General features: G+C 40.0%; 21 protein-coding genes and 1 other RNA gene. 6 read left to right on the forward strand and 16 right to left on the reverse strand.

What is annotated here, in order from left to right; all coding sequences use genetic code 11:
• Nucleotides 1-50: 50 nt before the first annotated feature.
• Nucleotides 51-1,742, reverse strand: coding sequence for a M23 family metallopeptidase (locus BLQ18_RS08925; RefSeq protein WP_090294515.1), 1,692 nt, complete (start codon nt 1,740-1,742; stop codon nt 51-53).
• 169 nt (nt 1,743-1,911) lie between these two features.
• On the opposite strand from BLQ18_RS08925, the gene BLQ18_RS08930 reads away from it, so the two are divergent.
• The 4 genes from BLQ18_RS08930 to rny all read left to right on the forward strand — a co-directional run bounded on the left by BLQ18_RS08930 (nt 1,912) and on the right by rny (nt 4,297).
• Complete coding sequence (locus BLQ18_RS08930; RefSeq protein WP_090294518.1) at nt 1,912-2,202, forward strand: hypothetical protein; 291 nt, start codon at nt 1,912-1,914, stop codon at nt 2,200-2,202.
• A 14-nt stretch (nt 2,203-2,216) separates the two neighbouring features.
• The gene (locus tag BLQ18_RS08935; protein WP_090294520.1) at nt 2,217-2,510 is read left to right on the forward strand and encodes a cell division protein ZapA; all 294 of its coding nucleotides are present in this window, start codon (nt 2,217-2,219) and stop codon (nt 2,508-2,510) included.
• A 54-nt stretch (nt 2,511-2,564) separates the two neighbouring features.
• A non-coding RNA gene (gene ssrS, locus BLQ18_RS08940) (6S RNA) lies at nt 2,565-2,674 on the forward strand.
• 51 nt (nt 2,675-2,725) lie between these two features.
• Nucleotides 2,726-4,297 (forward strand): ribonuclease Y, encoded by a 1,572-nt coding sequence (gene rny, locus BLQ18_RS08945; protein WP_090294525.1) that lies wholly within the window; start codon nt 2,726-2,728, stop codon nt 4,295-4,297.
• An 11-nt stretch (nt 4,298-4,308) separates the two neighbouring features.
• Here rny and BLQ18_RS08950 read toward each other — a convergent pair whose 3' ends face one another.
• Nucleotides 4,309-5,586: a DUF7477 domain-containing protein gene (locus BLQ18_RS08950; RefSeq protein WP_090294528.1), complete on the reverse strand. Its 1,278-nt coding sequence runs from the start codon at nt 5,584-5,586 to the stop codon at nt 4,309-4,311.
• Nucleotides 5,587-5,806: 220 nt separating this feature from the next.
• On the opposite strand from BLQ18_RS08950, the gene BLQ18_RS08955 reads away from it, so the two are divergent.
• Nucleotides 5,807-6,229: a CBS domain-containing protein gene (locus BLQ18_RS08955; protein WP_090294530.1), complete on the forward strand. Its 423-nt coding sequence runs from the start codon at nt 5,807-5,809 to the stop codon at nt 6,227-6,229.
• 21 nt (nt 6,230-6,250) lie between these two features.
• On the opposite strand, the gene BLQ18_RS08960 is transcribed toward BLQ18_RS08955, so the two are convergent.
• From BLQ18_RS08960 to BLQ18_RS09025, 14 genes are all read right to left on the reverse strand, one after another.
• Nucleotides 6,251-8,302 carry a DUF349 domain-containing protein gene (locus tag BLQ18_RS08960; protein ID WP_090294532.1) on the reverse strand — a complete coding sequence of 684 codons (2,052 nt, stop codon included), beginning with the start codon at nt 8,300-8,302 and terminating at the stop codon, nt 6,251-6,253.
• Between the two features lie 142 nt (nt 8,303-8,444).
• On the reverse strand, nt 8,445-9,194 hold the full coding sequence (locus BLQ18_RS08965) for a shikimate dehydrogenase family protein (RefSeq protein WP_090294534.1): 750 nt from the start codon (nt 9,192-9,194) through the stop codon (nt 8,445-8,447).
• A complete protein-coding gene (locus BLQ18_RS08970; RefSeq protein ID WP_090294537.1) occupies nt 9,151-10,188 on the reverse strand; it encodes a DUF368 domain-containing protein in 1,038 nt (345 codons plus the stop codon). The genes BLQ18_RS08965 and BLQ18_RS08970 overlap by 44 nt, the downstream gene beginning before the upstream one ends.
• An 18-nt stretch (nt 10,189-10,206) precedes the next feature.
• Nucleotides 10,207-11,124 carry a polyprenyl-phosphate transporter gene (locus BLQ18_RS08975; RefSeq protein WP_090294541.1) on the reverse strand — a complete coding sequence of 306 codons (918 nt, stop codon included), beginning with the start codon at nt 11,122-11,124 and terminating at the stop codon, nt 10,207-10,209.
• A gap of 24 nt (nt 11,125-11,148) precedes the next feature.
• On the reverse strand, nt 11,149-12,549 hold the full coding sequence (locus BLQ18_RS08980; protein WP_090294543.1) for a tetratricopeptide repeat protein: 1,401 nt from the start codon (nt 12,547-12,549) through the stop codon (nt 11,149-11,151).
• Nucleotides 12,550-12,635: 86 nt separating this feature from the next.
• Nucleotides 12,636-13,832: an aspartate aminotransferase family protein gene (locus tag BLQ18_RS08985; RefSeq protein ID WP_090294547.1), complete on the reverse strand. Its 1,197-nt coding sequence runs from the start codon at nt 13,830-13,832 to the stop codon at nt 12,636-12,638.
• The gene (locus tag BLQ18_RS08990; protein WP_090294550.1) at nt 13,832-15,532 is read right to left on the reverse strand and encodes an OstA-like protein; all 1,701 of its coding nucleotides are present in this window, start codon (nt 15,530-15,532) and stop codon (nt 13,832-13,834) included. The genes BLQ18_RS08985 and BLQ18_RS08990 overlap by 1 nt, the downstream gene beginning before the upstream one ends.
• A gap of 80 nt (nt 15,533-15,612) precedes the next feature.
• Entirely contained in the window at nt 15,613-16,059 is a 447-nt protein-coding gene (locus BLQ18_RS08995; protein ID WP_090294553.1) for a DinB family protein, read from the reverse strand.
• Nucleotides 16,060-16,064: 5 nt separating this feature from the next.
• A complete protein-coding gene (locus tag BLQ18_RS09000) occupies nt 16,065-16,544 on the reverse strand; it encodes a Dps family protein (RefSeq protein ID WP_090294556.1) in 480 nt (159 codons plus the stop codon).
• 107 nt (nt 16,545-16,651) lie between these two features.
• Entirely contained in the window at nt 16,652-17,920 is a 1,269-nt protein-coding gene (locus BLQ18_RS09005; RefSeq protein ID WP_090294559.1) for an adenylosuccinate synthase, read from the reverse strand.
• A gap of 12 nt (nt 17,921-17,932) precedes the next feature.
• On the reverse strand, nt 17,933-18,391 hold the full coding sequence (locus BLQ18_RS09010) for a Fur family transcriptional regulator (RefSeq protein WP_090294562.1): 459 nt from the start codon (nt 18,389-18,391) through the stop codon (nt 17,933-17,935).
• A 42-nt stretch (nt 18,392-18,433) separates the two neighbouring features.
• On the reverse strand, nt 18,434-20,638 hold the full coding sequence (locus tag BLQ18_RS09015) for a RelA/SpoT family protein (RefSeq protein WP_090294564.1): 2,205 nt from the start codon (nt 20,636-20,638) through the stop codon (nt 18,434-18,436).
• Between the two features lie 44 nt (nt 20,639-20,682).
• The gene (locus BLQ18_RS09020) at nt 20,683-21,915 is read right to left on the reverse strand and encodes a M48 family metallopeptidase (RefSeq protein WP_090294565.1); all 1,233 of its coding nucleotides are present in this window, start codon (nt 21,913-21,915) and stop codon (nt 20,683-20,685) included.
• Between the two features lie 3 nt (nt 21,916-21,918).
• Nucleotides 21,919-22,719 (reverse strand): TrmH family RNA methyltransferase, encoded by an 801-nt coding sequence (locus BLQ18_RS09025; RefSeq protein WP_090297475.1) that lies wholly within the window; start codon nt 22,717-22,719, stop codon nt 21,919-21,921.
• 69 nt (nt 22,720-22,788) lie between these two features.
• On the opposite strand from BLQ18_RS09025, the gene BLQ18_RS09030 reads away from it, so the two are divergent.
• Nucleotides 22,789-23,592 carry a DUF6503 family protein gene (locus BLQ18_RS09030; protein ID WP_090294567.1) on the forward strand — a complete coding sequence of 268 codons (804 nt, stop codon included), beginning with the start codon at nt 22,789-22,791 and terminating at the stop codon, nt 23,590-23,592.
• Nucleotides 23,593-23,638 lie beyond the last annotated feature (46 nt).

Raw genomic sequence — 23,638 nt, forward strand, 5'->3', positions numbered from 1 at the left:
TTCAAATACCAATCAGGTATGGAGTTTTAATTTCGGTTGCAAAAATAAGGCTATTTCCTGAAAAAAGTTGTGCTATAGGTAGTTGAGTTTCCTACATTGTCCGTTACGGTAACAATCAGCTCGTTTTCTGTTTCGTTGGAAATATTGTCCTCAAAGTTATAGGTGATGGTGTTGTTCTTTGGTTCGTATTCCATCAAGATCCATTTACCGTTCAAAGTAGCTGAATAGGTATCAATTCCACTTAAATCATCAGTTATTCGAAGACTTAGATAGCTAAAATTGTTCAGCCATTGTTTCGCCTTAAAGTTTTTTGGTTTGATGGTTGGAGCAACACTGTCTTTTACTAAAGTATATGTTCCCAAGGTTCGGGTTCTCGTGGTAAACGATCCATCTCTTTTATAGGTCGTGGAATGGGAAGGACGACCATCAATATCTAAATGGGCAATAAATAATTGGTCCCTGTCTTCTTGGGCATACTTGGAAGGGTCAAAACTAATCGTGAAATTCCTATGTGCCGCAACACTGTTGTCGTGAATGGTAATGGTGTCGTTGCCTTTTTCTAGGTTGATGTAGAAATCTTCATAAAATGTGTTGGCAGGAAAATACACCTTGGCCGCTCCCAAATCATAATTATTGGGTTTGCTGGCAATCACATAATTTTCGGTAGTTCTATCCTTTCTGGGAATTTTTACAGCTTCACGTTTGCCTTCAATGGGCACTACAAGTTTGGTGGTGTTCCCTTCAATATCAGCAATTAAAAACTCTACATTGTACGACATACCTTCGGTGATATCAATTTTGCCATTGTTATAAAGGGTGTTGTAAATGCTAAGGTGATTATATGGCTCTTTGAATATTTTTTGAATGCGTTGGCGATGATCATAAAAATGCTCGTAATCAATTAGGGTATTGATGTAGCGCGTTTCACCAAATGAAAAAGTCTCAAAATCGAAGTTGGAATACTCTCTTCCATTAACGATTTGTTTTATGGAGTAAATCCCATTTTTATTGGCTGCCAAATCCAAGCGATCAAAGGTATTGATGCCAAAACCTATAGTTCCGATCGCACTCACCTTATCTGCCAAGAAAGAGCCATCTGCCTGTTTGGTGTAGTTTAATTGTATTTTTTCTTGACTCTGGTTCACCATGGCATCATCGGACAAGGGATAACCGTACAGCCCCAAAAGGGTGGGGTCGGTGGCATCCCGCACATCATATCCGTAAAGTAGTGGGTTGGTCGGTTTGCTGTTCACGCTGTTCCGAATTTCAAAATGCAAGTGTGGACCTGCAGAACCACCCGTATTTCCAGAATAGGCGATAGTATTCCCTTTAGTGACTTTGACTTCGCCATAATCGGGAAAAATTTCGACTTCGTAAGATTGCTTTTGGTATTGTACCTTTTTAACATAGGCCTCAATCTCTGGTGAAAATTTTTGCAAATGCCCGTAAACAGAGGTGTACCCATTCGGGTGGGCTACATAAAGCGCCTTGCCATACCCCCAATGTTTCACCACAATTCGTGTAATAGTACCATCCGAAATTGCCAAAACAGGTAAACCTTCGCGTTGCTGGGTTTTAATGTCGATACCTGAATGAAAATGATTGGAGCGTAATTCCCCAAAAGTCCCCGCCAAAACCAAGGGTATTTCCAAAGGTGATTGAAAGGATTCTTTGGGATAATCCATTTGGGCAGAAAGATGAAACACAATCAAAAAAAGAATGGGGAAAAGGCTTTTTTGCATAAAGGACTTTATAATAAGTTACGAAAATAACCAATGTTTTGATCTCAAAAAAAAGGAATTAAGTTAGCATTCTGCACCTCAAGCATAGCTTTAAGAATAAATCTAAAAAGTATTGCGAGGTTGTCCGAGGTTGGTTAACTTTGTGTTATACGCATTGTCGTTTGCATATATGAGCGAACTAGTTGGTATTGTGGATTCTTTGGAAAATAAGGTGAGCAAATTGCTGCACAAAATGGAGCTATTGCACCAAGTAAACGCCAAATTGGAAAAAGAATTGGACCTCTTAAAAGATGAAAACAATGACAAACTACAAGCACTGGCGGATTGGGAAGAAAAATACAATTCGTTAAAAATGGCAAATACAATGCTGGGTAGTGATACGAGTAAAACAGAAGCTAAGCTCAAAATAAATACATTGATTCGCGAACTCGATGTTTGCATAGCCAAGTTGGCGGATTAATTTGTACTGATATTATGGACGAAAAGCTCAAAATAAAGCTTTCCATTGCCGATAGGGTGTATCCCCTGACAATCGACCCAAGGCAAGAAGAAGGTTTGCGAAAAGCCGCCAAGAACATTGAGAACTTGGTGAAAAAATTTGAGCAAAACTATGCCGTTAGGGATAAGCAAGATGTATTGGCCATGTGTGCCCTGCAGTTTGCATCCAAAATTGAGCAAGGAGGTATCGACCAATCTGAAAATGCCGAAGCTGCCATGCAGCGCTTAAAGGCCTTGGATGAGTTGCTGCACTCCAAATTAGGGGAATAAGTTCTTTTAAATAAAATATTGTTACTGCCCACATTGGTATTAATTTTTTGACAAACTCAACACTATTACAAATAGAAAGGGTGAGTTTAGTCTGTAAAAGCAGGCCCTACTCGTATAGGGATCCTTGATCAGGCTGTTAGCCCTAAACCTGTTATTAGGAGTTTGTACAAAACTTCGGTCAATGTGGGCTTTTTTTTTAACTAAACATAGCCAAAATGGATAATATCATAGTAATAGCCGCTGCAGCCGTTGTAGGGTTGGCGATCGGTTTTTCAATAGCAAAAATGATGGAGAAAGGCAAGGCCTCCAAGACCATTGCCAATGCAAAGAAAGAAGCTGCAGATATCTTAAAAGAAGCCAATAAGGAAGGTGAGGGCATCAAAAAGGATAAAATATTTCAGGCCAAGGAAAAGTTTTTGGAATTAAAGGCCGAGCACGAAAAGGTCATTATAAATAAAGACAAGAAAATTGCCGAAGCCGAAAAGCGTACTCGAGATAAGGAGTCGCAGGTGAGCAGTGAACTTGCCAAGAATAAAAAATTAAACGATCAACTTCAGGAGAAAATCAAAGAGGTTGATTATAAGGGCGAAATCTTCGAAAAGAAGCACGCCGAACTGGAGAAATTGCACAAAAGCCAAGTGCAGCAACTTGAGGTAATCTCTGGATTATCTGCCGAAGATGCCAAGTCGCAGTTATTGGAATCGTTGAAAGAAACAGCGAAGACCGATGCCATGGCCTATCTTCAAAACACCTTGGAAGAAGCGAAACTTACCGCACAGCAAGAAGCCAGAAAAATTGTTATCAACACCATTCAGCGAATTGGAACCGAAGAAGCAGTTGAAAACTGTGTATCTGTGTTCAATTTGGAGTCAGATGATGTGAAAGGACGAATTATTGGACGTGAAGGTAGAAACATTCGTGCGCTGGAAGCAGCAACGGGTGTGGAAATCATTGTGGACGATACTCCTGAAGCCATTATTCTTTCTTGTTTTGATTCTGTACGAAGAGAAGTGGCACGTTTATCATTACACCGATTGGTGACCGATGGTAGAATTCACCCAGCTCGTATCGAGGAAGTGGTGAAAAAGACAGAGAAGCAAATCAATGAGGAAATCGCAGAAATCGGAAAACGTACCGTAATCGATTTGGGTATCCATGGATTGCACCCAGAATTAATCAAGGCAGTTGGACGTATGAAGTACCGTTCTTCTTACGGTCAAAACTTATTGCAACACTCTAGGGAGGTGGCCAAACTTTGTGGTGTAATGGCCGCTGAATTGGGTCTGAATCCAAAAATTGCCAAACGAGCAGGATTACTTCACGATATAGGAAAGGTGCCAATGGCCGAAGTAGAAGTGGAAACTCCACACGCGATTTTGGGTATGCAATGGGCCCAAAAATATGGTGAAAAGAAAGAAGTGTGCAACGCAATCGGTGCTCACCACGACGAAATAGAAATGACCACGCTTATATCTCCAATTGTACAGGTTTGTGATGCCATTAGTGGTGCAAGACCTGGAGCAAGACGTCAAGTTTTGGATTCTTACATCCAAAGATTGAAAGATCTTGAAGATATCGCTTTTGGTTTCAATGGGGTACAAAAAGCCTATGCCATTCAAGCAGGTAGAGAACTACGTGTAATTGTTGAAAGCGAAAAAGTAAACGACGACAAAGCCGCTGAACTTTCCTTTGAGATTTCACAAAAGATACAAACCGATATGACCTATCCAGGACAGGTTAAGGTGACTGTTATTCGAGAAACACGTTCCGTAAACGTTGCTAAATAATTAGGTTTTACTTAGTACTCAGTTCCTGAAGCTTTCTCAAGAATCTTGTCGATAGGTATTTCGGTTAATCCCGTAAAAGAGGTGTTGAAACGAATGTTGGGCGTGTCAGACATGGCTATGAACCATTGACCATTCCCATAAGCAATGGAAGTGATTTTGTAATCTTCCCCTGCCTTTTCGCGAATCCAATCTATGGGGTAGTCCTCTGAGGTTTTCCAAGTTTGTCGACCTAAATTGGCATTCTTGCTCATACTGAAGGCCCAAACACCACCACCATAGGTAGCAGAAGTTATGGAAAAGCCTTCATTCCAATTGTCGCTAATCCAGCTTTTTGGAAATTCGTAACTGGTTTTCCAACGTTGGGTGCTTAATCCAGTATTTTTTGTCATGGCCAAGTACCAATTTCCTGCGCCATAGGTAATGGAGGTAATGTGGTGTGAATCATCCCATTTTTCTTTTATCCAATCTTTGGGGAAAGTATCCGATTTTTTCCATGATTGTGGTCCACTTAGGTTGGGGCCTTTACTCATAACAACCAAAAATCGACCCATGAAAGAGTCATAAGATAAATCGGTTATAAAATAACCTTCACCCCATTGCTGTTTGATCCAATCATTAGGATATGTGTCAGATTGTTTAATGATTTGCTTGGTGTATGCCGAAGCCCCAAAATCACTCATCGCAATTACCCACTCGCCTTTGTCATAAGGAGGATTATAATGGCTTATTCCATGTCCTACTGCAGCAATAGCAGTATCTGTGGTTTTAAATTCGGCTTGACCATTTCCTAAAAACGATAATAATTGATAAATGATATCCTCACTGTCCAAATAATCATCCAAATATCTTGTAGTGACTGCCTCTTTTTGTAGGCTTATCCAATATAAAGTGGGTTTCATATACTGGGTAAAATCTCCACCATTAAAACCTTTATCATCTGCGGTAAAGGCCTCATATTTTCCATTCCCCAAGGATTTAATGTAGAAATTATCGGCATTATAGTTGGCACCAGCCGCTCCGCGTTTCATTGTGGCACCAAAGCCATCCCAATATTCATCGGTTTCTCCATTTGATTTCGTAAAAGTTTTAAGTTGACTCTCATACAAAGCGACTCTTTCAGATCCGTTCATGAAGTATTTTACACAAACGAAGGCGTCTTTGTCGGTATGTTGAACAAAAAATGCCGTGTATTTTACATCATTGCTGATCCAACTAGTTTCAAAAAATGATTGGGAAAAGGAAAATTGACTGCAAAGAAAGAACAGCCCTAGAATAAAAAGGTTTTTCATGGTTCGGAGGTTTGGTATTCTAAAAGTGTAAAGGTTTTAATTCTTGTAATTTTTCACAAGAAAAAGGGGTGAATTGCGCAAAAATGTAAGTAAACATTCAGTTTGTGTTCATTTCACAAGGTTTTGCGGGCCGCAAAATAAATGACAGGCTGATAATTGTCATACTTTCCCAAGCGGGATAATGCTAACTTCATTCAAGGAATTTTTAATACTCGGAAAGATGAAAACTGGTATTCCTGTCTCGAAAATTATGACCAAAAAGTTGGTCACCCTAAGCCCAAAAGATGATTTGGTTACTGCTGAAAAGCTATTCAAAAAACATCACATTCGGCATATTCCCGTAGTAGAAGGAAAAATAATCAAAGGTATGTTGAGCTATACCGATTTACTTCGAATTAGTTTTGCCGATGCCGTGGACGAACATGAAGAATTTGTGGACACCATTGTCTACAATATGTTCACCATTCCGCAAGTTATGGTCAACGATGTGGTTTGTGTAACTTCGGATACTACCATTCGGGAAGTTGCAGAAACGTTGTCGAAAAGGGAGTTCCATGCAATGCCTGTGGTGGATGATGGAAAAATTAAGGGAATTGTAACCACAACCGACCTTATCAAATACTTTTTAAAGGCTATTGAGTGAACGTAAAAGTGTGATGGGAATTTATTCTTCTTCTCCAGCGTTGTCCTCTTCCTCCTCGGCTTCTTTATTGAGCTTATGCTCCAATATGTTCAAGTTTTTCAACTTTTCTTTCCAAGTTTGAAGGGCATCTTTTTGTTTGTTCAGGTTGTTTACGACCTGTTTCACCAAAGGATTGTCTTCGGAATCGCCAGAGAAAAACTGCAAGTTGTTTTCCAATTGACGAATGTCAGCTTTGATTTCGTTGACTTTACGCTTAATAAATACACGTTCGTTGCCAATGGCCTGGTTGTCTTCTGTTTTGGCCAATTCCTGTACTTTGTTGCCGTAGCGCAGTAAATCGGATTCTTGTCGACTGATGCCCATTTTTTTGAAAAGGGCCTCCATGATTTTATTAAACTTGCTGTTGATGTGTTTTTTGTTGTATGGAATTCGACCATATTGTTTCCATTCGGCAAGGAATCCTTTTAATTCCTCCAAGTCTTTTTTCTTGTCGCCGCTCAGTTGGAATTTCTTCAAACGCTCTAAACAGGCATTTTTATGTTTGAAGTTTTCGAACTCTTCCTTGTGTGCCTCGTTTTGCTCAGAATGCAGCCTGTCAAAGTAATGGTTACAAGCATTTTTAAACTCGTTCCAGATTTTATCAGAATACTTTCTGGGTACATGTCCAATTTTCTTCCATTCGCTCTGAATGCGTTTCATTTCTGGAGTGGTGGAAGCGTAGTCATCGTTGTCCTTTAATGAAATTGCTAATTCCAGCAGCTCTTTTTTGCGCTCGAGATTTTGTTGCTGATCCTTCTTTTGGTTTTTATAAAAGGAGTTTTTACTGCGATTAAACTGTCGTACGGCTTCTTTAAACTGACTCCAAGTTTCCTCGTTTACCTTTTGAGGTACTTTTCCAGCATTAAAAAAGGATTCACGAAGTTCTTCTACCTCTTTAATTTGTTTTTGGATACCTCTATGGTTGTCTGCTACGTTTTCGGCAATCTTGGCAATTGAGGCTATAATTTCCTGCTTTTTCACCAAATTGACTTCGTAACCCTTCTCCAGTTCCATGAAATGCTCTTGTCTACGCTGGTGCATAGCTTTGGTAGCACTACTAAAACGGTCCCAAATTTCTTCTCGATTTTCTTTGGCAACGGGTCCAATATCTTCCTTCCAAATTTTGTGAAGGGTCTGTAGTTCCCTAAAAGCTTTTCCGAGGTCTGGTTCCTTGGCCAAAGCTTCGGCGCGTTCCACCAACTTTTGTTTTTCCTCTAGATTGTGTTTAAAATCCAGATCACGTAACTCGCGGTTCAAGTGCAGGAAATCGTAGAAGATTTCCATGTGGTGATGGTAGGTGCGCCAAACATCGTTGTAATTGGTGCGGGGAATCGGTCCTGCATTTTTCCAGCGGTGTTGCAGGTCTTTAAAGTTATTATAGGTAGTGTTGATGTCTTCTTCGATATCGATAAGGCCTTTAAGCTCTTCGATAATTTCCAGTCTTTTTTGCAAATTGTCCTTTAAGGACTGCTCCAATTGTTTGTAGTAGTGGTCACGTTTTTCACGGTATTCGGAGTAGACCTCGTTGAACTGTCTTTTAGATACCGAATTGTACCGAAAATCGATTTCGTTACCACCCTTGGAAACAAACTCCTCTTTTTTGTGCTCTAAAAACTCCTGAAACTTTTGGTCGAACTCATATTTTATGGAGCTCACATGCTTGCCGATGGCTTGCACCTTTTCGTTCTTTACCAAGCGTTGTAATTCTCCTACCAAATTTTCCATGGACATGGAATGGTAATCCAAAATCGGAATATAATGGCGCTTTTCGTTGTCTGAATCTTCGGCATCTTCAGCGTTGGACTCGTCTATTTCATCTAAATGATTGTCGGAATCTTCTTGAGCTTCAGTTGTTTTAGGTGCTTCAGCACTCTCTTGTTCAACTTTGGTTTCCTCTTCACTTTCGGATGTTGTTACTTCAGACGCAGCGGGTTCAGCTTGTGTGCTTTCCTCCACTTGTCCAGTGTTGTTTTCCGAAATTTGTTCTGTTCCACCTTCAGCTTCCTGCTGAAGTTTACGCTCATTTTCCTGCATTAGAAGTCTCTTTTGCTACTGATTGATGATAATTATAGCCAATTTAACAACTAAATTGCCCATTAGCAAAAGTATTGATTCTTCTTTTGAACAAGTTTTGAGATGTGTAGAATGGAATATTCCTATTATGGATTACAAAAATCTAGGAGTTGTTCCAGATTTCCCATGCCTTTTCAGCCTGCCCTTTGAGCATATCCAGACCATTGCATATGGCAGCACCTCGTTTTTCACCTTGTTTCAGAAAGGCAGTTTTCTCTGGATTATAGATCAAATCGTACAACAAATGTTGGCTGCCAACAAAGGTATAGGGTAGTATAGGTTTATCTTCAATATTAGGAAAAGTACCTAAGGGCGTACAGTTTACGATCAAGGTATTCTGTTCCATTATTTCTTGATCTAATTGGTCGTAGGTCAATTGCCCTTCTTTTGGGCCTCTTGAAACATAGGTGGTTTTTATGGCCATTTCCTCCAGTACAAATTTTACTGCTTTTGATGCGCCTCCTGTTCCCAAAATCAAAGCATGGGTATGGTGTGGTTTTAAAAAAGGTTGAAGTGAAATTTCAAAACCGTAAGCATCGGTATTGAATCCTTTAAGGCCATTTTGGGTAAATTGAATGGTATTAACGGCGCCAATTTTGGCTGCTTTGGAATCTAATTCATCCAAATAAGGGATAACTTCTTGTTTGTAGGGAATGGTGACATTGAGCCCTTTTAAATTTTCTTGTTTGAGCACTTGCGGAAATTCCTCGATAGATTGCATATCGAAGTTTTCATAGGAATGGTTTTCTAGTCCTAAATCTTTGAATTTTTGGGTGAAATACCCCTGTGAAAAGGAGTAAGAGATATTTCTACCGAGCAGCCCGAACCTGTTTGTCTTTCCTGTTGTTGCCATACCATTCCAAAATCAATAATAACAAAATCCCCATCACAATAAATAAAATGGCCCACCAAGTTTCAGCTTGGGCCATTTGGGGTAGGTGTCGTGTGTAATTTAAAATTATTTTATCGCCGTTTGAATCCAATAATGGATTACCAGCGCCATCCAATTTAAAAACTGTTTTTTTCCAAGGCCAAAGCACCCCGAGTGATCCAGTTATGAAACCAATGAGGACGGCTGTTGTTAGGTGCTTGTAATGCTTTAGTACGTAACTGAGCAAATGGGAAAATGTTACCAAACCTGTGGCGGAACCCAAGGTGAACACGGCCAATATTTTTAATATTTGAATACGCTCTGCATTCTGCATAAAGCTAAAATCCCCTTGAAATATTTCTGAAAAGGTGTCGTAAAGGGCGTTAACAGAATCGACCAGAAGCAACACATAGTTGCCCAGTAAAATCAAAATAAAAGATCCTGATAGTCCTGGAAGGGTCATCCCTGAAACACTGATAATTCCACAGAAAAAAATGAAAAAGAGGTTGTCGTTTTCCTTTGCAGGGTTCAAAAAACTGATGGAAATTCCGATGACAAGACCGATAAATGCAGCAGGAACGGTTTTCTTGTTCCAATGTGCAAAATCTTTTCCAATGTAGTAAATCGAGCCCATAACCATTCCGAAAAATGTGGCCCATACAAAAAGCTCATTGTGCTCCAGAAAATAATCCAAAATTCGGGATACGCTGAAATAACTTACCAGCATTCCAAAAATCAAAAGCCCTAAAAAGCGCGCATTGGTGTATTGATAAAAGCTTTTGAAACGCCCATTGAACAATAACTTTACGGCTTTGGAATTGAGTTTTTGAAGGGAATAGATGAATTCTTCGTAAAAACCGCCCACAAAGGCCACAATTCCACCTGAAACCCCAGGAACTTTATTGGCCGCACCCATGCATAGTCCTTTAATGACCAAGAAAATATTGTCCAGCAATGTTCTAGGTTGTTGTGGCATGGCCGATTTTTGAGTTCCTTATTTTTTGGAAGCTGCTTTTTCCAGGATAAAAATAAGTGAAAAACCGATGATGGCGAGAACTATAGCGAGCATTAATCTGTTGTCGCCCTCAAATGCCCATGGTAATACGTTCATATCGTCCACAACCATGGTTTTGTCTCCAAAAGTTTTGGTTTCCAAAACCTTTTTCCATGGCCAAATTTTGTTCAATGAGCCTAGAATAAAACCCGTAAGTAGAGCTAGTGTAATGTTTTTATAGTGATTGAACATCCATTTGAGCAATCGAGCAAAGCTCAATAGGCCAAATACGGCTCCAAGTCCTACGGTCAAGATTATTTTAATATCTCTTTCGTGTACGGCATCCAAAATAGTTTTGTACGACCCCAAAAGCACTAGAATAAAGGCTCCTGAAATCCCTGGTAAAATCATGGCACAAATGGCCAATGCCCCAGACATAAACAAATAAGGGAGGCTGTCGGTGTTTTCACTAACAGGCAGTTGAGTTATAAAAAAGGCCAATGCAGCCCCTATAATAAAAACCACAACGGTTCCCAAGCTCCATTTGGTGATTTCCTTCCCTACGAAGAAAATACTGGCTAAAACCAACCCGAAGAAAAAGCTCCAGAGTAAAATAGGTTCGTTTTCCAACAGGTAACTTAAAAACTTGGCCAAAGACAGCACGCTGATAAAAATTCCCAAGAAAAGGGCCAGTAAGAAGTTGCCATTCACTTTGTTCCAAACGGCCTTAATACCATCCTTTTTTAAAATGGATATCAGGGAAAAATCAATATTATTGATGGATGTGATAAGTTCCTCGTAAATCCCCGAAATAAAGGCGATGGTTCCTCCAGAAACTCCTGGAACAACATCTGCGGCCCCCATGGCCATTCCTTTTAGGGTAACAAAGACATAGTCCAGTATGCGACGTGGCTTCATAGATTTTGGATAAAAAAAGTGGCCTTATTTGGCGGTATTCCCAATTTTGGAAACCAATGCCTTGACCCAATCAATTTCACTGAATTCAGGAAACTGTTCATCAAAAGCCTGCAATTTATCAAAATCTATTTTCATGGCCTTGGACAAAGTAAGCTTTGCTTCGGCCAAATCGTTATTTTTTAAATGTGTGCCTGCCAATTTGTACAATAGGTTGGCATTATCTGGGTAAAATTCAAGCCCTTGCAGCAATACTTGAATGGAAGAATGGAAATCGCCAATTTTTCGAAGTACATCTGCCCAGTTTTTCCAAGTTGCAAATTCATAATTGCCTAAATCCACTGTTTGTTTGTAGGCAAAATCAGCTTCATCCAAATTTTCCAATGCGGAATATATTTTGGCAGCTTTTTTCCAATACTGTGGGTTTTCCCCATCAATATTTATGGCTTTATTGATGTAGTAAAGTGCTTTGTCGTAGTTTTTTTGTCCGTAATGGAAATCCGTAATGGCCAACCAACCTTTGTCCAAAAGTGGGTCTTCATGAACGGTGTGGTAGTAATAGTATTTCGCCAAATCGAAGTTGCCCAACTTTTCATGACATTTTCCTAAACGGAGAAATGCGTATGAGGTAGGGTCTTCCAAGGTAATTGTGGATTCGTAGTTCTCGATGGCCTCGTTGTATCTTCCCAATTTTTCCAACACCTTACCTTTTTCAAAGTAAGCGCCAATAAAAGTGTCATCGGAAATCACAGCAAAATCAAAAGCAGTGAGTGCCTCTGGGAACATGTCCATTGAATAGTACATTTTACCCAATTGGTGCCATGCTACATCACAATACGGATTGCGTTCCAAATAGTCGTTGAGGTAAAGAATGGCCCCGTCAAAATCTTCCAAAAATTCGAAACAATACACCACATTGTAAAGCGAAGAGTAGTCGCTATCATCAATTTCCACACATTTCATAAAACTGTGCTTGGCCTCCAAATAGTTGTCCATAAAAAGGTACTCCATCCCCAATAAGGAATGTATGTCGAAAGCTTCAGTGGTAAGGTGAAGCGCTTCTAAAAGTAAGTTTACCGCTTCTTGGTGTTTGTCTTGTTTGGAACGGATATTTGCCCTTTGAATGTAGATTTCTTCATTCTGGGAATTGATGTTCTCAATCTCATCCAAAAGTAATTCTGCGGCTTCAAATTTATCCTCAAAAGCCAAGATTTCAACCTGCAACAATTTTAACTCTAAAGAGTTTGGATGCTGTTCCAGACCAATTTGAATAGCTTTCTTTCCGAGGGATATTTTGCCGTTGTTGAGGTAGTGATGGACAATTTCCTCAAAGTCCTCCGCATCAAAAAAATAGACGTCGTCCGTCTTGAGCATAGACTCAAATTTATTGATGGATTTGTCAGGATATTCGTTAGATTCTAACGCCATAGGAACTTTTTTGGTTAGACTATGGACTTAAAATTAGCCTTTATCGTTTCTAATTTCGTCCAGATTTAGGGTATGTTATCAACAAATTAGTTAACAGCGGTCGATTTTAGTTGGTTTAAAATGGCAATGATTTGTTTACAACCTACTTCAATTTCTTCCATTGAAATGGTAAGCGGAGGCGATATTCTCACCGCTCTTGGTTCGAACAATAACCAGAAAAGAATTAGTCCATTTTTTGCGGCTTCCATTACAACTTGATCGGCAATTTCTTTGCTTTTCATGATCGGGGCCAACATCAATCCTTTGCCTCTAACTTCTTCAATTAAAGGGTGAACCAACAATCTTAGGAATAGTTTTTCCTTTTCCAATGTCTGTTGGATGAGATCGGTTTCCGTAAGCTCTTTTAAGGTGGCCAAACTTGCCGCTGCAATTACTGGATTACCTCCAAAAGTGGTGATGTGACCAAATTTTGGATGGTCCTGAAGGTCGCTCATAATTTCCTTGGAAGCTACAAAAGCACCAACAGGCATTCCAGAAGCCATTCCTTTCCCAATAACTAAAATATCGGGTGAGCAATTGAAGTGTTCGAAAGCAAAAAGTTTACCCGTTCGCCCAAATCCAGGTTGAATTTCATCTAAAATAAGCATGGCGCCCATTTCAGTGCATCTTGCTCTCACTTTTTCGAGATAGCCTTCCTTCGGAAGAATAAATCCAGCGCCCCCCTGAATGGTTTCCAATACAACAGCTGCCGTTTTCTCTGTGATTTTATCCAAATCACTTTCCAAGTTAAATTCGATATGTCGAATATCTGGAATCAAGGGCCTGAAAGCACTTTTACGCTCCTCCAGCCCCAAAAGACTTAAACTGCCCATGGTATTCCCGTGATAGGCATGCTTGGCAGCTATTATTTGAGATCGCCCTGTATGTCTACGTGCCAATTTAACGGCTCCTTCCATAGCTTCCGTGCCTGAGTTCACCAAATAGGTGGTTTCTAGGTTTGCTGGTAGATGGGAGGCCAATAATTTACTAAACTCGACTGCGGGGGATTGAATGTATTCGCCATACACCATTACGTGCATGTACTTGTCCACCTGGTTTTTTATGGCTTCCACCACTCTAGGGTGACAATGCCCCAGTCCACATGCTGAAACCCCTGCTACAAAGTCTAAATGCGCGTTACCGTCTTGGTCGTAAATGTAACTTCCTCGGGCATGCGATACCTCCAGGCCTAAAGGGTGGGGAGAGGTTTGGGCTTGATATGTATAAAAATCGTTGTTGGACATTAAGGGGTCTGTGCTTTCTTTTTTACGGCAGGTTGTTTGGGTTTTATGCCTTGGGTATTTCGTGCATTAATGGGGTCGTTCTCGTTGTTTTGACGTTCATTTTCTTCGGCATCAATGTCAATCGGATTATCGATGCCCCGAATTTTTGCCAGTTCGATGTTATTGTCGTCCTCGTCAAAGATTTCTTCTTTGGACATGATTCGTTCATCACCACGCCAAACAAAACCTTTTAGTTTTCTACTCTCAATAGGTAAATCCGATTCAGGGAAAATATCCCCATCTGGATCCACAAAAAAGGTAATGTCCTCAATATCATTATTGGCCATCAACAAACGAATTTTACTGCAGATCGTCTTATCGATACCGACCAGTTCTTCATCATCGTTGTACACGTAATAAATCACTTCGGTGTTCTGCACCAAATCGATGATTTTGAGTTCGTTTTCTATGAATTTCCCATATAGGTTGATTCCTTTTGCTTGATTGTATCCCGTTCCACTAATAGTGTCCAATGAAATGATGAAGGCATTTTCAATCACTTTGAGTGAGTCCAATTTATCCGTTTCCATATCGGAAATTAAATGGATGCTATCTCCCGTGATTTGATTGTCCACATTCCAAAGGACAGGGTCTTTTATCAATTGGGTGATTCCTGTAGCTTCATCAAAATGAATGGAATCGCATTTGCCACTAAGGTCGGTTTTGTAAAACTTGGCATTTCTGAAAGCACGTAAAACGCGTTCTTCTTCCTTACCTGTCACCATTAAGGTATCCCCATGCATGTAAAGCGAATCCTTTTGCACCAAGCTGATGGAAACGGCTCTTTTGGTGGCGAAAACTGAATCTTTAGCTTTGTGCACTTCCGCATAATGAGCCCTGATTACCCCATTATTAATGGTGTCGGTAATCTTAATGTTATTGGTGGCTGAAGCAAATTCACTTGCCTTATCAAAATATAGACTGTCTCCCTCAATAATTTTTTGGTCGTAGTCTATGCGTGTATTTTTAATACCGTAGCCCTGCTCAATGGTAGTGTCGTAAAATCCACGTTCGCAATAGATTTTATATTCTTCACCAGTAATCGTGGATGGACCATACATATAAGCGTTCTTCGATTCGGTGTAATAATCCAATTGTTCAGAATCAATGGTATAATCGGGATTGTCGATATGTACTTTTTTCTGAAACTGATATTTTTTGGGTTCCATAAAATAGGTGCCAATTATACTGGTAAGTACATTGGCCGAATCCACTACTTTACCACCTGATCTATAATACGCTTTCTGATTTTCCCTATCAAAGTAGAGGGTGTCAGTGGTCAAGGTCATTTGTCCATTGGTCAAATCGACGGATTCCCAAGCCTTGGCCAGCTTGGTGTTCCCATCATAATCCATTTTACCACTGTTCATTTCAATGGAGTCGCCTTGTTGCATGCGAATATTTCCAATGGCTTTCAAACGGTTTTCTTCCGCATAAAAAATGGCAATATCGCACCAAAGGTCTGCGCCTTGGTGTTCAAACTGTACTTGACGCTCGTCGTCTTTACTGAAAATGGATGCGCCTGGAAACTGGGCTTCGTCCTTGGTAAAGTTTGCTCCATACACAATATTAATCTGCCTGCCGCCTTGCGGTTGCTGCTGCGCAAATACATTGAGTACGGACAATAATAGAATGAAAAATGAAATGTGCTTCAAATTCATAGAATTTTGCCCAAAAGTAGGATTTTTAGCGGAAGTGGCATACACCCTTTAGAAAGCTTTGGGATTTCTTTGTTCCTGCCTCACATTTGTTTACCTCGCTTGAGTGTCAAGGTAATTTGACCACAATGGTAGGTATTGTGATATAAGATGTGACCCAACAACTTGGCCCTGGAAATTTGACCGAAAAATGGAGTTTCAATTTGTTCTGCCCATTCTTCTTCTGACAGAGATTCTAAAAGACCATATAATTTTTGATAGCCTTCGTCCACCAATATCTTACTTCCTTCCCGATTATACACTTCACCGTTATCGGTCTGCCCCATTGTGGTGTTTTGTACTTCGGTGGGAACACCCAAAAATTGAAGCAATAGATGCATAATTTCACCAAGGTGCCTAAAAATGAAACCAATGGAAGCAGTATCCTCGTTTAATTTAAGGGTGCTGTTTTCTTGGGTTATGGCATTATAGGTAAAGTCGCAAGTGGTCCTATTTTGTTCAATAAGGTCTTTTAGAATGTCTTTGGTCATCTAGATTATTGGTTTAAGTAGGCCGAATACATCCAAATGAGTTTTTCCTGTTCGCGGATATAATCACTCATCAATGCATTTGTACCTTCGTCGTTGGAGTCTCCGGACATTTCTAGAAGCTCTCTTTCCAAAGGTAGCAGAACTTCGTAACCTTTTAAAATTTCCTGAATGGCATTTGTGCCGCTAGATACGTTTTTAGCGCTTTGGATTTTGGAAAGCGCAGAATAGTCTCCATAAGTATGTAATGGGGTGAAACCCAATGTCAGGATACGCTCTGCTATTTCATCTATTTTTATAAGGGAATCATTATAGAGTTCTTCAAATTTGAGGTGAAGCTCAAAAAACTTTTCTCCTTTAATATTCCAATGAAAACCACGGGCGTTCATGTAGAAGATTTGGTAGTTGGCCAAAAGTTCGTTCAGCTTGTCTGCAAGTTCGCTGGAGGCTTTTTTATCCAGTCCAATGTGATTGAGATTACTTGTCATATCAGTTGTTTTTGAATTGAATCAAAGGTAGTTGATGTGACGTGCGCCCACAGTGATATAAGTCACACAAGTGCAACTTAACTAAGCTGGATAAATTCTTATGATGTTTATCTATGAATGGTCTGCAACCTGTCTGGACCTACAGAAACAATCTTGATTGGCACTTCCAATTGCTCTTCCAAAAATGCGATGTAATCGTTCAAAGCTGGTGGCAATTCCTCTGCTTTTGTAAGTTTGGTAAGGTCTTTTGCCCAGCCCTTCATTTCGGTGTAAACAGGAGTTACATACTCTTCCTCAATATTGTAAGGTAAGTGTTGAATTTTCTCGCCTTTGTATTTGTAGGCTGTACAAACTTTGATGGTTTCAAAACCGCTCAAAACATCGGCTTTCATCATCATCAATTCGGTTACTCCATTGATTTGAACAGCATATTTTAAAGCTACAAGGTCTAACCAACCACATCGTCTAGGTCTACCTGTTGTAGCACCAAATTCATTACCTACGCGACCCATGGTTGCTCCATCTTCGTCAAAAAGTTCAGTAGGGAAGGGGCCACTACCTACACGAGTGGTGTACGCCTTAAAAATTCCGAATACTCTTTTTATTTTGTTAGGAGCTACACCCAATCCAGTGCAGGCACCTGCCGCAGTTGTGTTGGATGAGGTTACAAAGGGATAGGTTCCAAAATCAATGTCCAATAGTGAACCTTGAGCACCTTCTGCCAATATTTTTTTGTTCTCCGCTTGTGCATTGAACATGTATTCTTCGCTATCGATGAAAGTCAATTTCTTCAACATTTCAACACCTTCACAGAACTCAGCTTCCAACTCGGCCAAATTGTATTGGATTTCCACATTGTAGAAATCAATCATGGCTTCATGCTTATCGGCCAATGCTCGGTATTTGGTTTTCCAATCATCAAATTCCAAATCACCCACACGCATACCGTTTCTTCCTGTTTTATCCATGTAAGTTGGACCTATACCCTTTAGGGTAGAACCGATTTTTGCCTTTCCTTTGGAAGCTTCTGAAGCGGCATCCAACAAACGGTGAGTTGGTAAAATCAAGTGTGCTTTTCTGGAAATAAAAAGTTTGGAAACAATATCAATATCGAACTGCTCCAAATTCTCCAATTCTTTTTTGAAGATAACAGGGTCGATTACAACTCCGTTTCCAACTATATTGATAGCATTTTTATGAAAAATCCCAGAGGGAATCGTATGTAGAACGTGTTTTATACCGTCAAACTCCAAAGTGTGACCTGCGTTTGGGCCACCTTGAAAACGTGCTATTATATCGTATTCCTTGGTGAGTACATCAACAATTTTTCCTTTTCCTTCGTCTCCCCATTGGAGTCCAAGCAATAAATCTACCATGTAATGTTCGGGTTATTCAGTTAGGTTTCCTTCTTCTTTGTTTCGGGTTCCGTAGAAATATAAAGAGTGGTTGCTGATTTTGATATCAAAAACCTCTTCTATCGTTTTTTTAATGGATTGGATGCGTGGGTCGCAAAACTCCACAACTTCGCCAGTATCGGTCAAGATTACGTGGTCGTGCTGACGGTCGAAATATGATTTTTCATATTGCGCCTGATTTTTTCCAAATTGGTGTTTACGTACCAACTTGCACTCCAACAAAAGTTCAATGGTATTGTAGAGTGTGGCACGGCTCACCCTGTAGTTCTTGGTCTTCATTTTAATGTAAAGGGATTCTACATCAAAATGGTCGTCACTATCGTAAATTTCTTGTAAAATGGCGTAGCGTTCAGGTGTTTTTCTATGTCCATTTTCCTCTAAGAAAGTGGTGAACACGTTTTTTACAATTTCCTGATTTTTATTGTTGTCCATAAGCTCAATAGCTCTGCTAATGTACAAAGGTACAGCTAAAAATTAAATTCTGGTTACTTTGTGGATACCTTCGACCTGCTTTAAATTCTCAATAAGCTTTTTAAGTATGGTATTGTTTTTTACCACAAGTGTAATCTTGCCTTTGAACGTGCCTCCATCCGCATTAAAATTCAGATTTCTCATGTTCACGTGCATGTTTTCGGATATAATTTTGGTAATATCCTTCACCAATCCCATGTTGTCGATACCCATCAATTGAATATCCACAGAAAATTCCTCTTGGGTGGAATCGATCCATTTGGCGCTAATAATTCGGTAGGCGTAATTGGATTGCAATGAAATGGCATTTGGACAGTTCTTCTTGTGCACTTTGATCCCATCGTTCACGCTCACAAAACCAAATACATCATCCCCAGGAATAGGGTTGCAGCATTGTGATAATTTATAACTGAGACGTTCTTCCTCCTTACCAAAAACAAGCAAGTCGTATTTAACGGTAATCTCATTTTTATCAATATCCTTTGGAACAGGGGTTTTGCGCATCCTGTTTTTAAAGAAATTGATAAAAGCATTATGGTAAGAAGATGAAAAATCCTTCAGCTTGTCATTGTCAATAACACCGATGCCAACACGATAGAAAAGGTCTAGACTGGTTTTTAATTTGAAATAGTTGACCAGTTTGTTGACTGAATCCTCGTTCAGATTGATCTTTTGAGCCTTTAATTTTCTTCGCAGGATTTCCTTGCCTTCTGCTGCCACCTCTTTCTTTTCTTCCATTAAGGAAGATTTGATTTTGGCACGTGCGCGGGCCGTTTGTGCATAATCCAACCAACTTTGGGTTGGTTTTGCACTATCGGATGTTATGATTTCAACTTGGTCGCCACTTCGCAAAACCGTTCCTAAAGGAACCAGTTTTCCGTTCACCTTGGCACCTCGAGTGTGCATTCCCACTTCCGTATGGATATTGAATGCAAAATCTAAGGCCGTGGCACCTTTTGGCATGGATTTTAGGTCACCCTTGGGAGTGAACACAAATATTTCTTTGGCGTAAAGGTTCAGTTTAAACTCCTCGACAAAATCAACTGCATTACCATTCGATGTTTCCAACGCCTCCTGCAGTTTATTGAGCCATTCCTCAATCCCTTGCTCTTTTTGGTTTCCATGCTTGTATTTAAAGTGGGCCGCATAGCCTTTTTCGGCAATTTCGTGCATGCGCTCACTACGTATCTGAACTTCGACCCATTTTCCCTTTGGTCCCATTACGGTAATGTGGAGTGCCTCGTATCCAGTAGATTTTGGAGAGGTAATCCAATCACGAAGTCGAATGGGGTTGGGGGTAAAGTGATCCGTTACAATGGAGTATATCTTCCAAGCCAAGAACTTTTCATTCTTACGGTCGGATTTGTATATAATTCGGATAGCAAATTTGTCATAAACCTCTTCAAAAGTTACGTTTTGGGCCTTCATCTTTCTTCGGATGGAGAAAATGGATTTCATCCGTCCTTTGATGAAATAATTGAGCCCTTCGCGATCTAATGAATTTCGAATTACATCAGAAAACGATTCGATGTAGGCCAAATTCTCCTCTTCGGTATCCTCAATTTTACCTAAAATATCATAGTAGACCTCAGGCTCGGTATACTTCAAAGAAAGATCTTCAAGCGCATTTTTTATATTATAAAGCCCGATTCTGTGCGCTAAAGGGGCGTAGATGTATAGCGTTTCTGATGCAATCTTTACCTGCTTGTGCTCGGGCATGGAATCCATGGTGAGCATATTGTGGTATCGGTCCGCAATTTTGATAATGATCACCCGAACATCGTCATGGAGTGTCAGCAACATTTTTCTAAAGTTCTCTGCCTGCTGACTTATATCCTTATCTTTTTTAAGGTGGGCTATTTTGGTAAGACCGTCAACGATACGCGCCACGGTTTCCCCAAACATGCGCTCAATATCATCCAAAGTGTAAGGAGTGTCCTCAACGACATCGTGGAGTAGGGCAGAGGCAATGGAAACGGCATCCAATCCAATTTCAGAAGCTACAATTTTAGCAACGGCAATGGGGTGGAAAATATAAGCTTCTCCAGATTTACGCCTTTGTTCTTTGTGGGCATCAACGGCCACATCAAAGGCGGAGCGTATCAACTTCTTGTCCTCATCGGTCAGAGTTTGATAGCTGATGCGAAGCAATTCCTTGTATTGCTTTGCAATTTGTTTATTCTCTTTTTCTATAGCAGCCTCCGTCATAGTCTATTAAAATTACTACAATCTTATTACCTAAACAACAAAAACTATGCCCGTAGGTTTCTAATACGCTCCACTAAAGGTGGATGGGAATAGTGCACAAATACGTAGGCTGGGTGGGGAGTAAGGTTGCTCAAACTCTTTTTGGATAGTTTTTTTAAGGATGTGACCAGTGGTGTTGCCGCAAAGGTTGACTTTGCATAATCATCGGCCTGAAACTCAAATTTTCGTGATAAATAATTCATCGCCAATCCTGTGATTTCGGAAATGGGGCTGTACAAAAGAGTAAATCCAATTAAAGCTGCATGAAAACTAGGAGTACTCACGCCAATAGCTTGTGATATTTCTGGATGGTTGATGAACAAAGACAAAATGAACAACGTAAATCCTATCGTCAATAAAGAAACGATCAGGTTGAAAATGATGTGGTTTCGTTTGTAATGACCAACCTCGTGAGCCAACACGGCTACAATTTCATCCTCATCCAAATCATTGATCAAGGTGTCAAAAAGCGTAATGCGTTTTTCTTTTCCAAAACCTGAAAAATAAGCATTGGCCTTTGTGGAGCGTTTAGATCCATCAATAACAAAAATATTTTTAAGCTCAAAACCGACCTTTTGTGCATAGGCTTCAATGGCAGTTTTTAAACTCCCGTCGCTCAAGGGGGTTTGTTTGTTGAACAATGGCACAATCAATCTGCTGTAAAATAGATTGATAAAGAGCATAAAAGCCCCAATCATGGCCCAGGCATATAGCCAAAAATTAGGTCCTGTTGCTTGGTAAAACCAAATAAAGAGTGATAGCAATCCACCTCCCAAAACCGCAGCTAATAATCCTCCTTTCAACTTATCCGAAAAGAAAAGGCTTTTGGTGGTTTTATTGAAACCGTATTTTTCCTCGATTACAAAGGTGCGGTAATAAGAAAATGGAAGTCCAATAATGGCACTGCCAATGGTAATTATTCCAAAGAACACCAATGCCATTGGAATGGTGTTTTCGGTAAAGGAGCGGGTGATTTTATCGACCCATTCAAAGCCCCCAAACCATAAAAAACAAAGGGTGAGTAACAATGAAAATCCATCGGAAATCAATCCAAATTTGTAGTTGGTCTGTTTGTATTCTTGGGCTGTTTTGTATTCAGATTCGTTGTAAACATCTGAAAGTTCAGCGGGTACAGTCGATTTAAATCGTTTGGCATTCAAGTATTCCAATACCTGTTCAATCAAGAATTGGACTACCAGTATCACCAGTATCACATAAAAGAGCACATTTTTTTCCATAGCTTAAAATCCGCGCTGCCGTTTCGCTTCAAATATAAGTATTGCGGCCGATACGGAGACATTCATGGAGTCAATCTCGCCCTGCATCGGAATAATTATATTTTGGTCGGAGTTTTGAAGCCAATCTTCGGTCAATCCAGTGGCTTCGGTTCCCATTACCATTGCGGTTGCGCATGTAAAGTCACATTCCACATAGTTTTTGGAAGCTGTTAATGCAGCACAGTAAATTTTTATTTGGTTGGTTTTTAAAAAATCGATGATCTGTTCTGTGGTGCCCATGGCAATCTGTTTGGTAAACACACAGCCAACACTGGAACGGATAATGTTCGGGTTATATAGGTCTGATTTGGGATTTGCAATAAGAACCGCATCAACAGCAGCGGCATCAGCGGTGCGTAGAAGCGCACCGATATTTCCTGGTTTCTCGGGTGCTTCGGCCACCAACACCAAAGGTGTTGAAGTTGAAAAAGAAATGTCATCCAAGGTATGCGATTTGCTATCTACCAATGCAATAACACCTTCTGTGGTTCCTCGATGGGCTAATTTTTCATAAACTGCTTTGGTGATGGCAATCAATTCAACATTAGCAAGTTCGAATTCTTTTTCAATTTGGTCGATGGATATAATTTCTTCGCAAAACAGTAGCGTTTTTATTTGATAACCACCTTTTTGAGCCAATTGTATCTCGCGTCTACCTTCTAAAACAAATATGCCTGACCTTTTGCGTTCACGGGATTTTTCCTTCAGTTGGAGGATTTTTTTAACCAACGGGTTTTGGACACTACTGATCAATTTGGTTTCCATCACAAAGTAAAAATAGGATTTCTTGTAATTTATCAAAGGGGTTTTCGACCAAGGGACAAAATATATTTCATGAAAAAAATAACCATCCTACTTACCACTTTGTCCATTTTGGCCTGCAAAGAAACTCCAAAAAAAGAAGAAATCAACACAACAGAACCAAAAGAAATTGAAGTTGAAAAATCCGAATATCCAGAGGCAATGACCCAAATTTTTGATGCCCATGGCGGAGTCAAAGCTTGGAAAAGTCAACGAACCTTATCTTTTGTATTGCCCAAACCAGAATTGCCCGAAACCCATACAGTTGACCTATGGTCACGAATGGATAGGGTCGATACCGAACAATTTTCCATGGGATTTGATGGAAATGAAGTTTGGTTGCTCGATACCAATGAAAACTACAAAGGGGATGCTGCCTTTTACCATAATCTGATGTTTTATTTCTATGCCATGCCCTTTGTTTTAGCTGATGATGGCATTAGGTATTCAGAAACAGAGGCTTTGGAATTTGATGGGAAGTCATACCCTGGAATGAAAATAGCTTACCAAAGTGGGGTAGGTGCTTCATCCAAGGATGAATATTATATTCATTTTGATCCTGAAACCCACCAAATGGCTTGGTTGGGGTATACCGTAACCTATAGATCAGGTGAAAGTTCTGATAATGTAAGATGGATTCGTTACCATGATTGGCAAAACCTAAATGGTGTAGTATTGCCGAAATCCATTTCTTGGTTCAGCTACGAGGGACGAGAATTAAAAGAACCTGTGAGTACAGTTACTTTTGAAAATGTGATGTTGAGCAAAGAGCCACAATCCAAAAGTTTTTATGCTATTCCTGAAGGTGCAAAAACAGTTCCTGTAAAGGTGAATTAATCAAAAAACGAACAACAAAAAAGCGGCGTTCCATCGAACGCCGCTT

This window comes from Flagellimonas zhangzhouensis, assembly GCF_900102925.1.
In the GTDB taxonomy this organism is placed as follows: Bacteria; Bacteroidota; Bacteroidia; order Flavobacteriales; family Flavobacteriaceae; genus Flagellimonas; species Flagellimonas zhangzhouensis.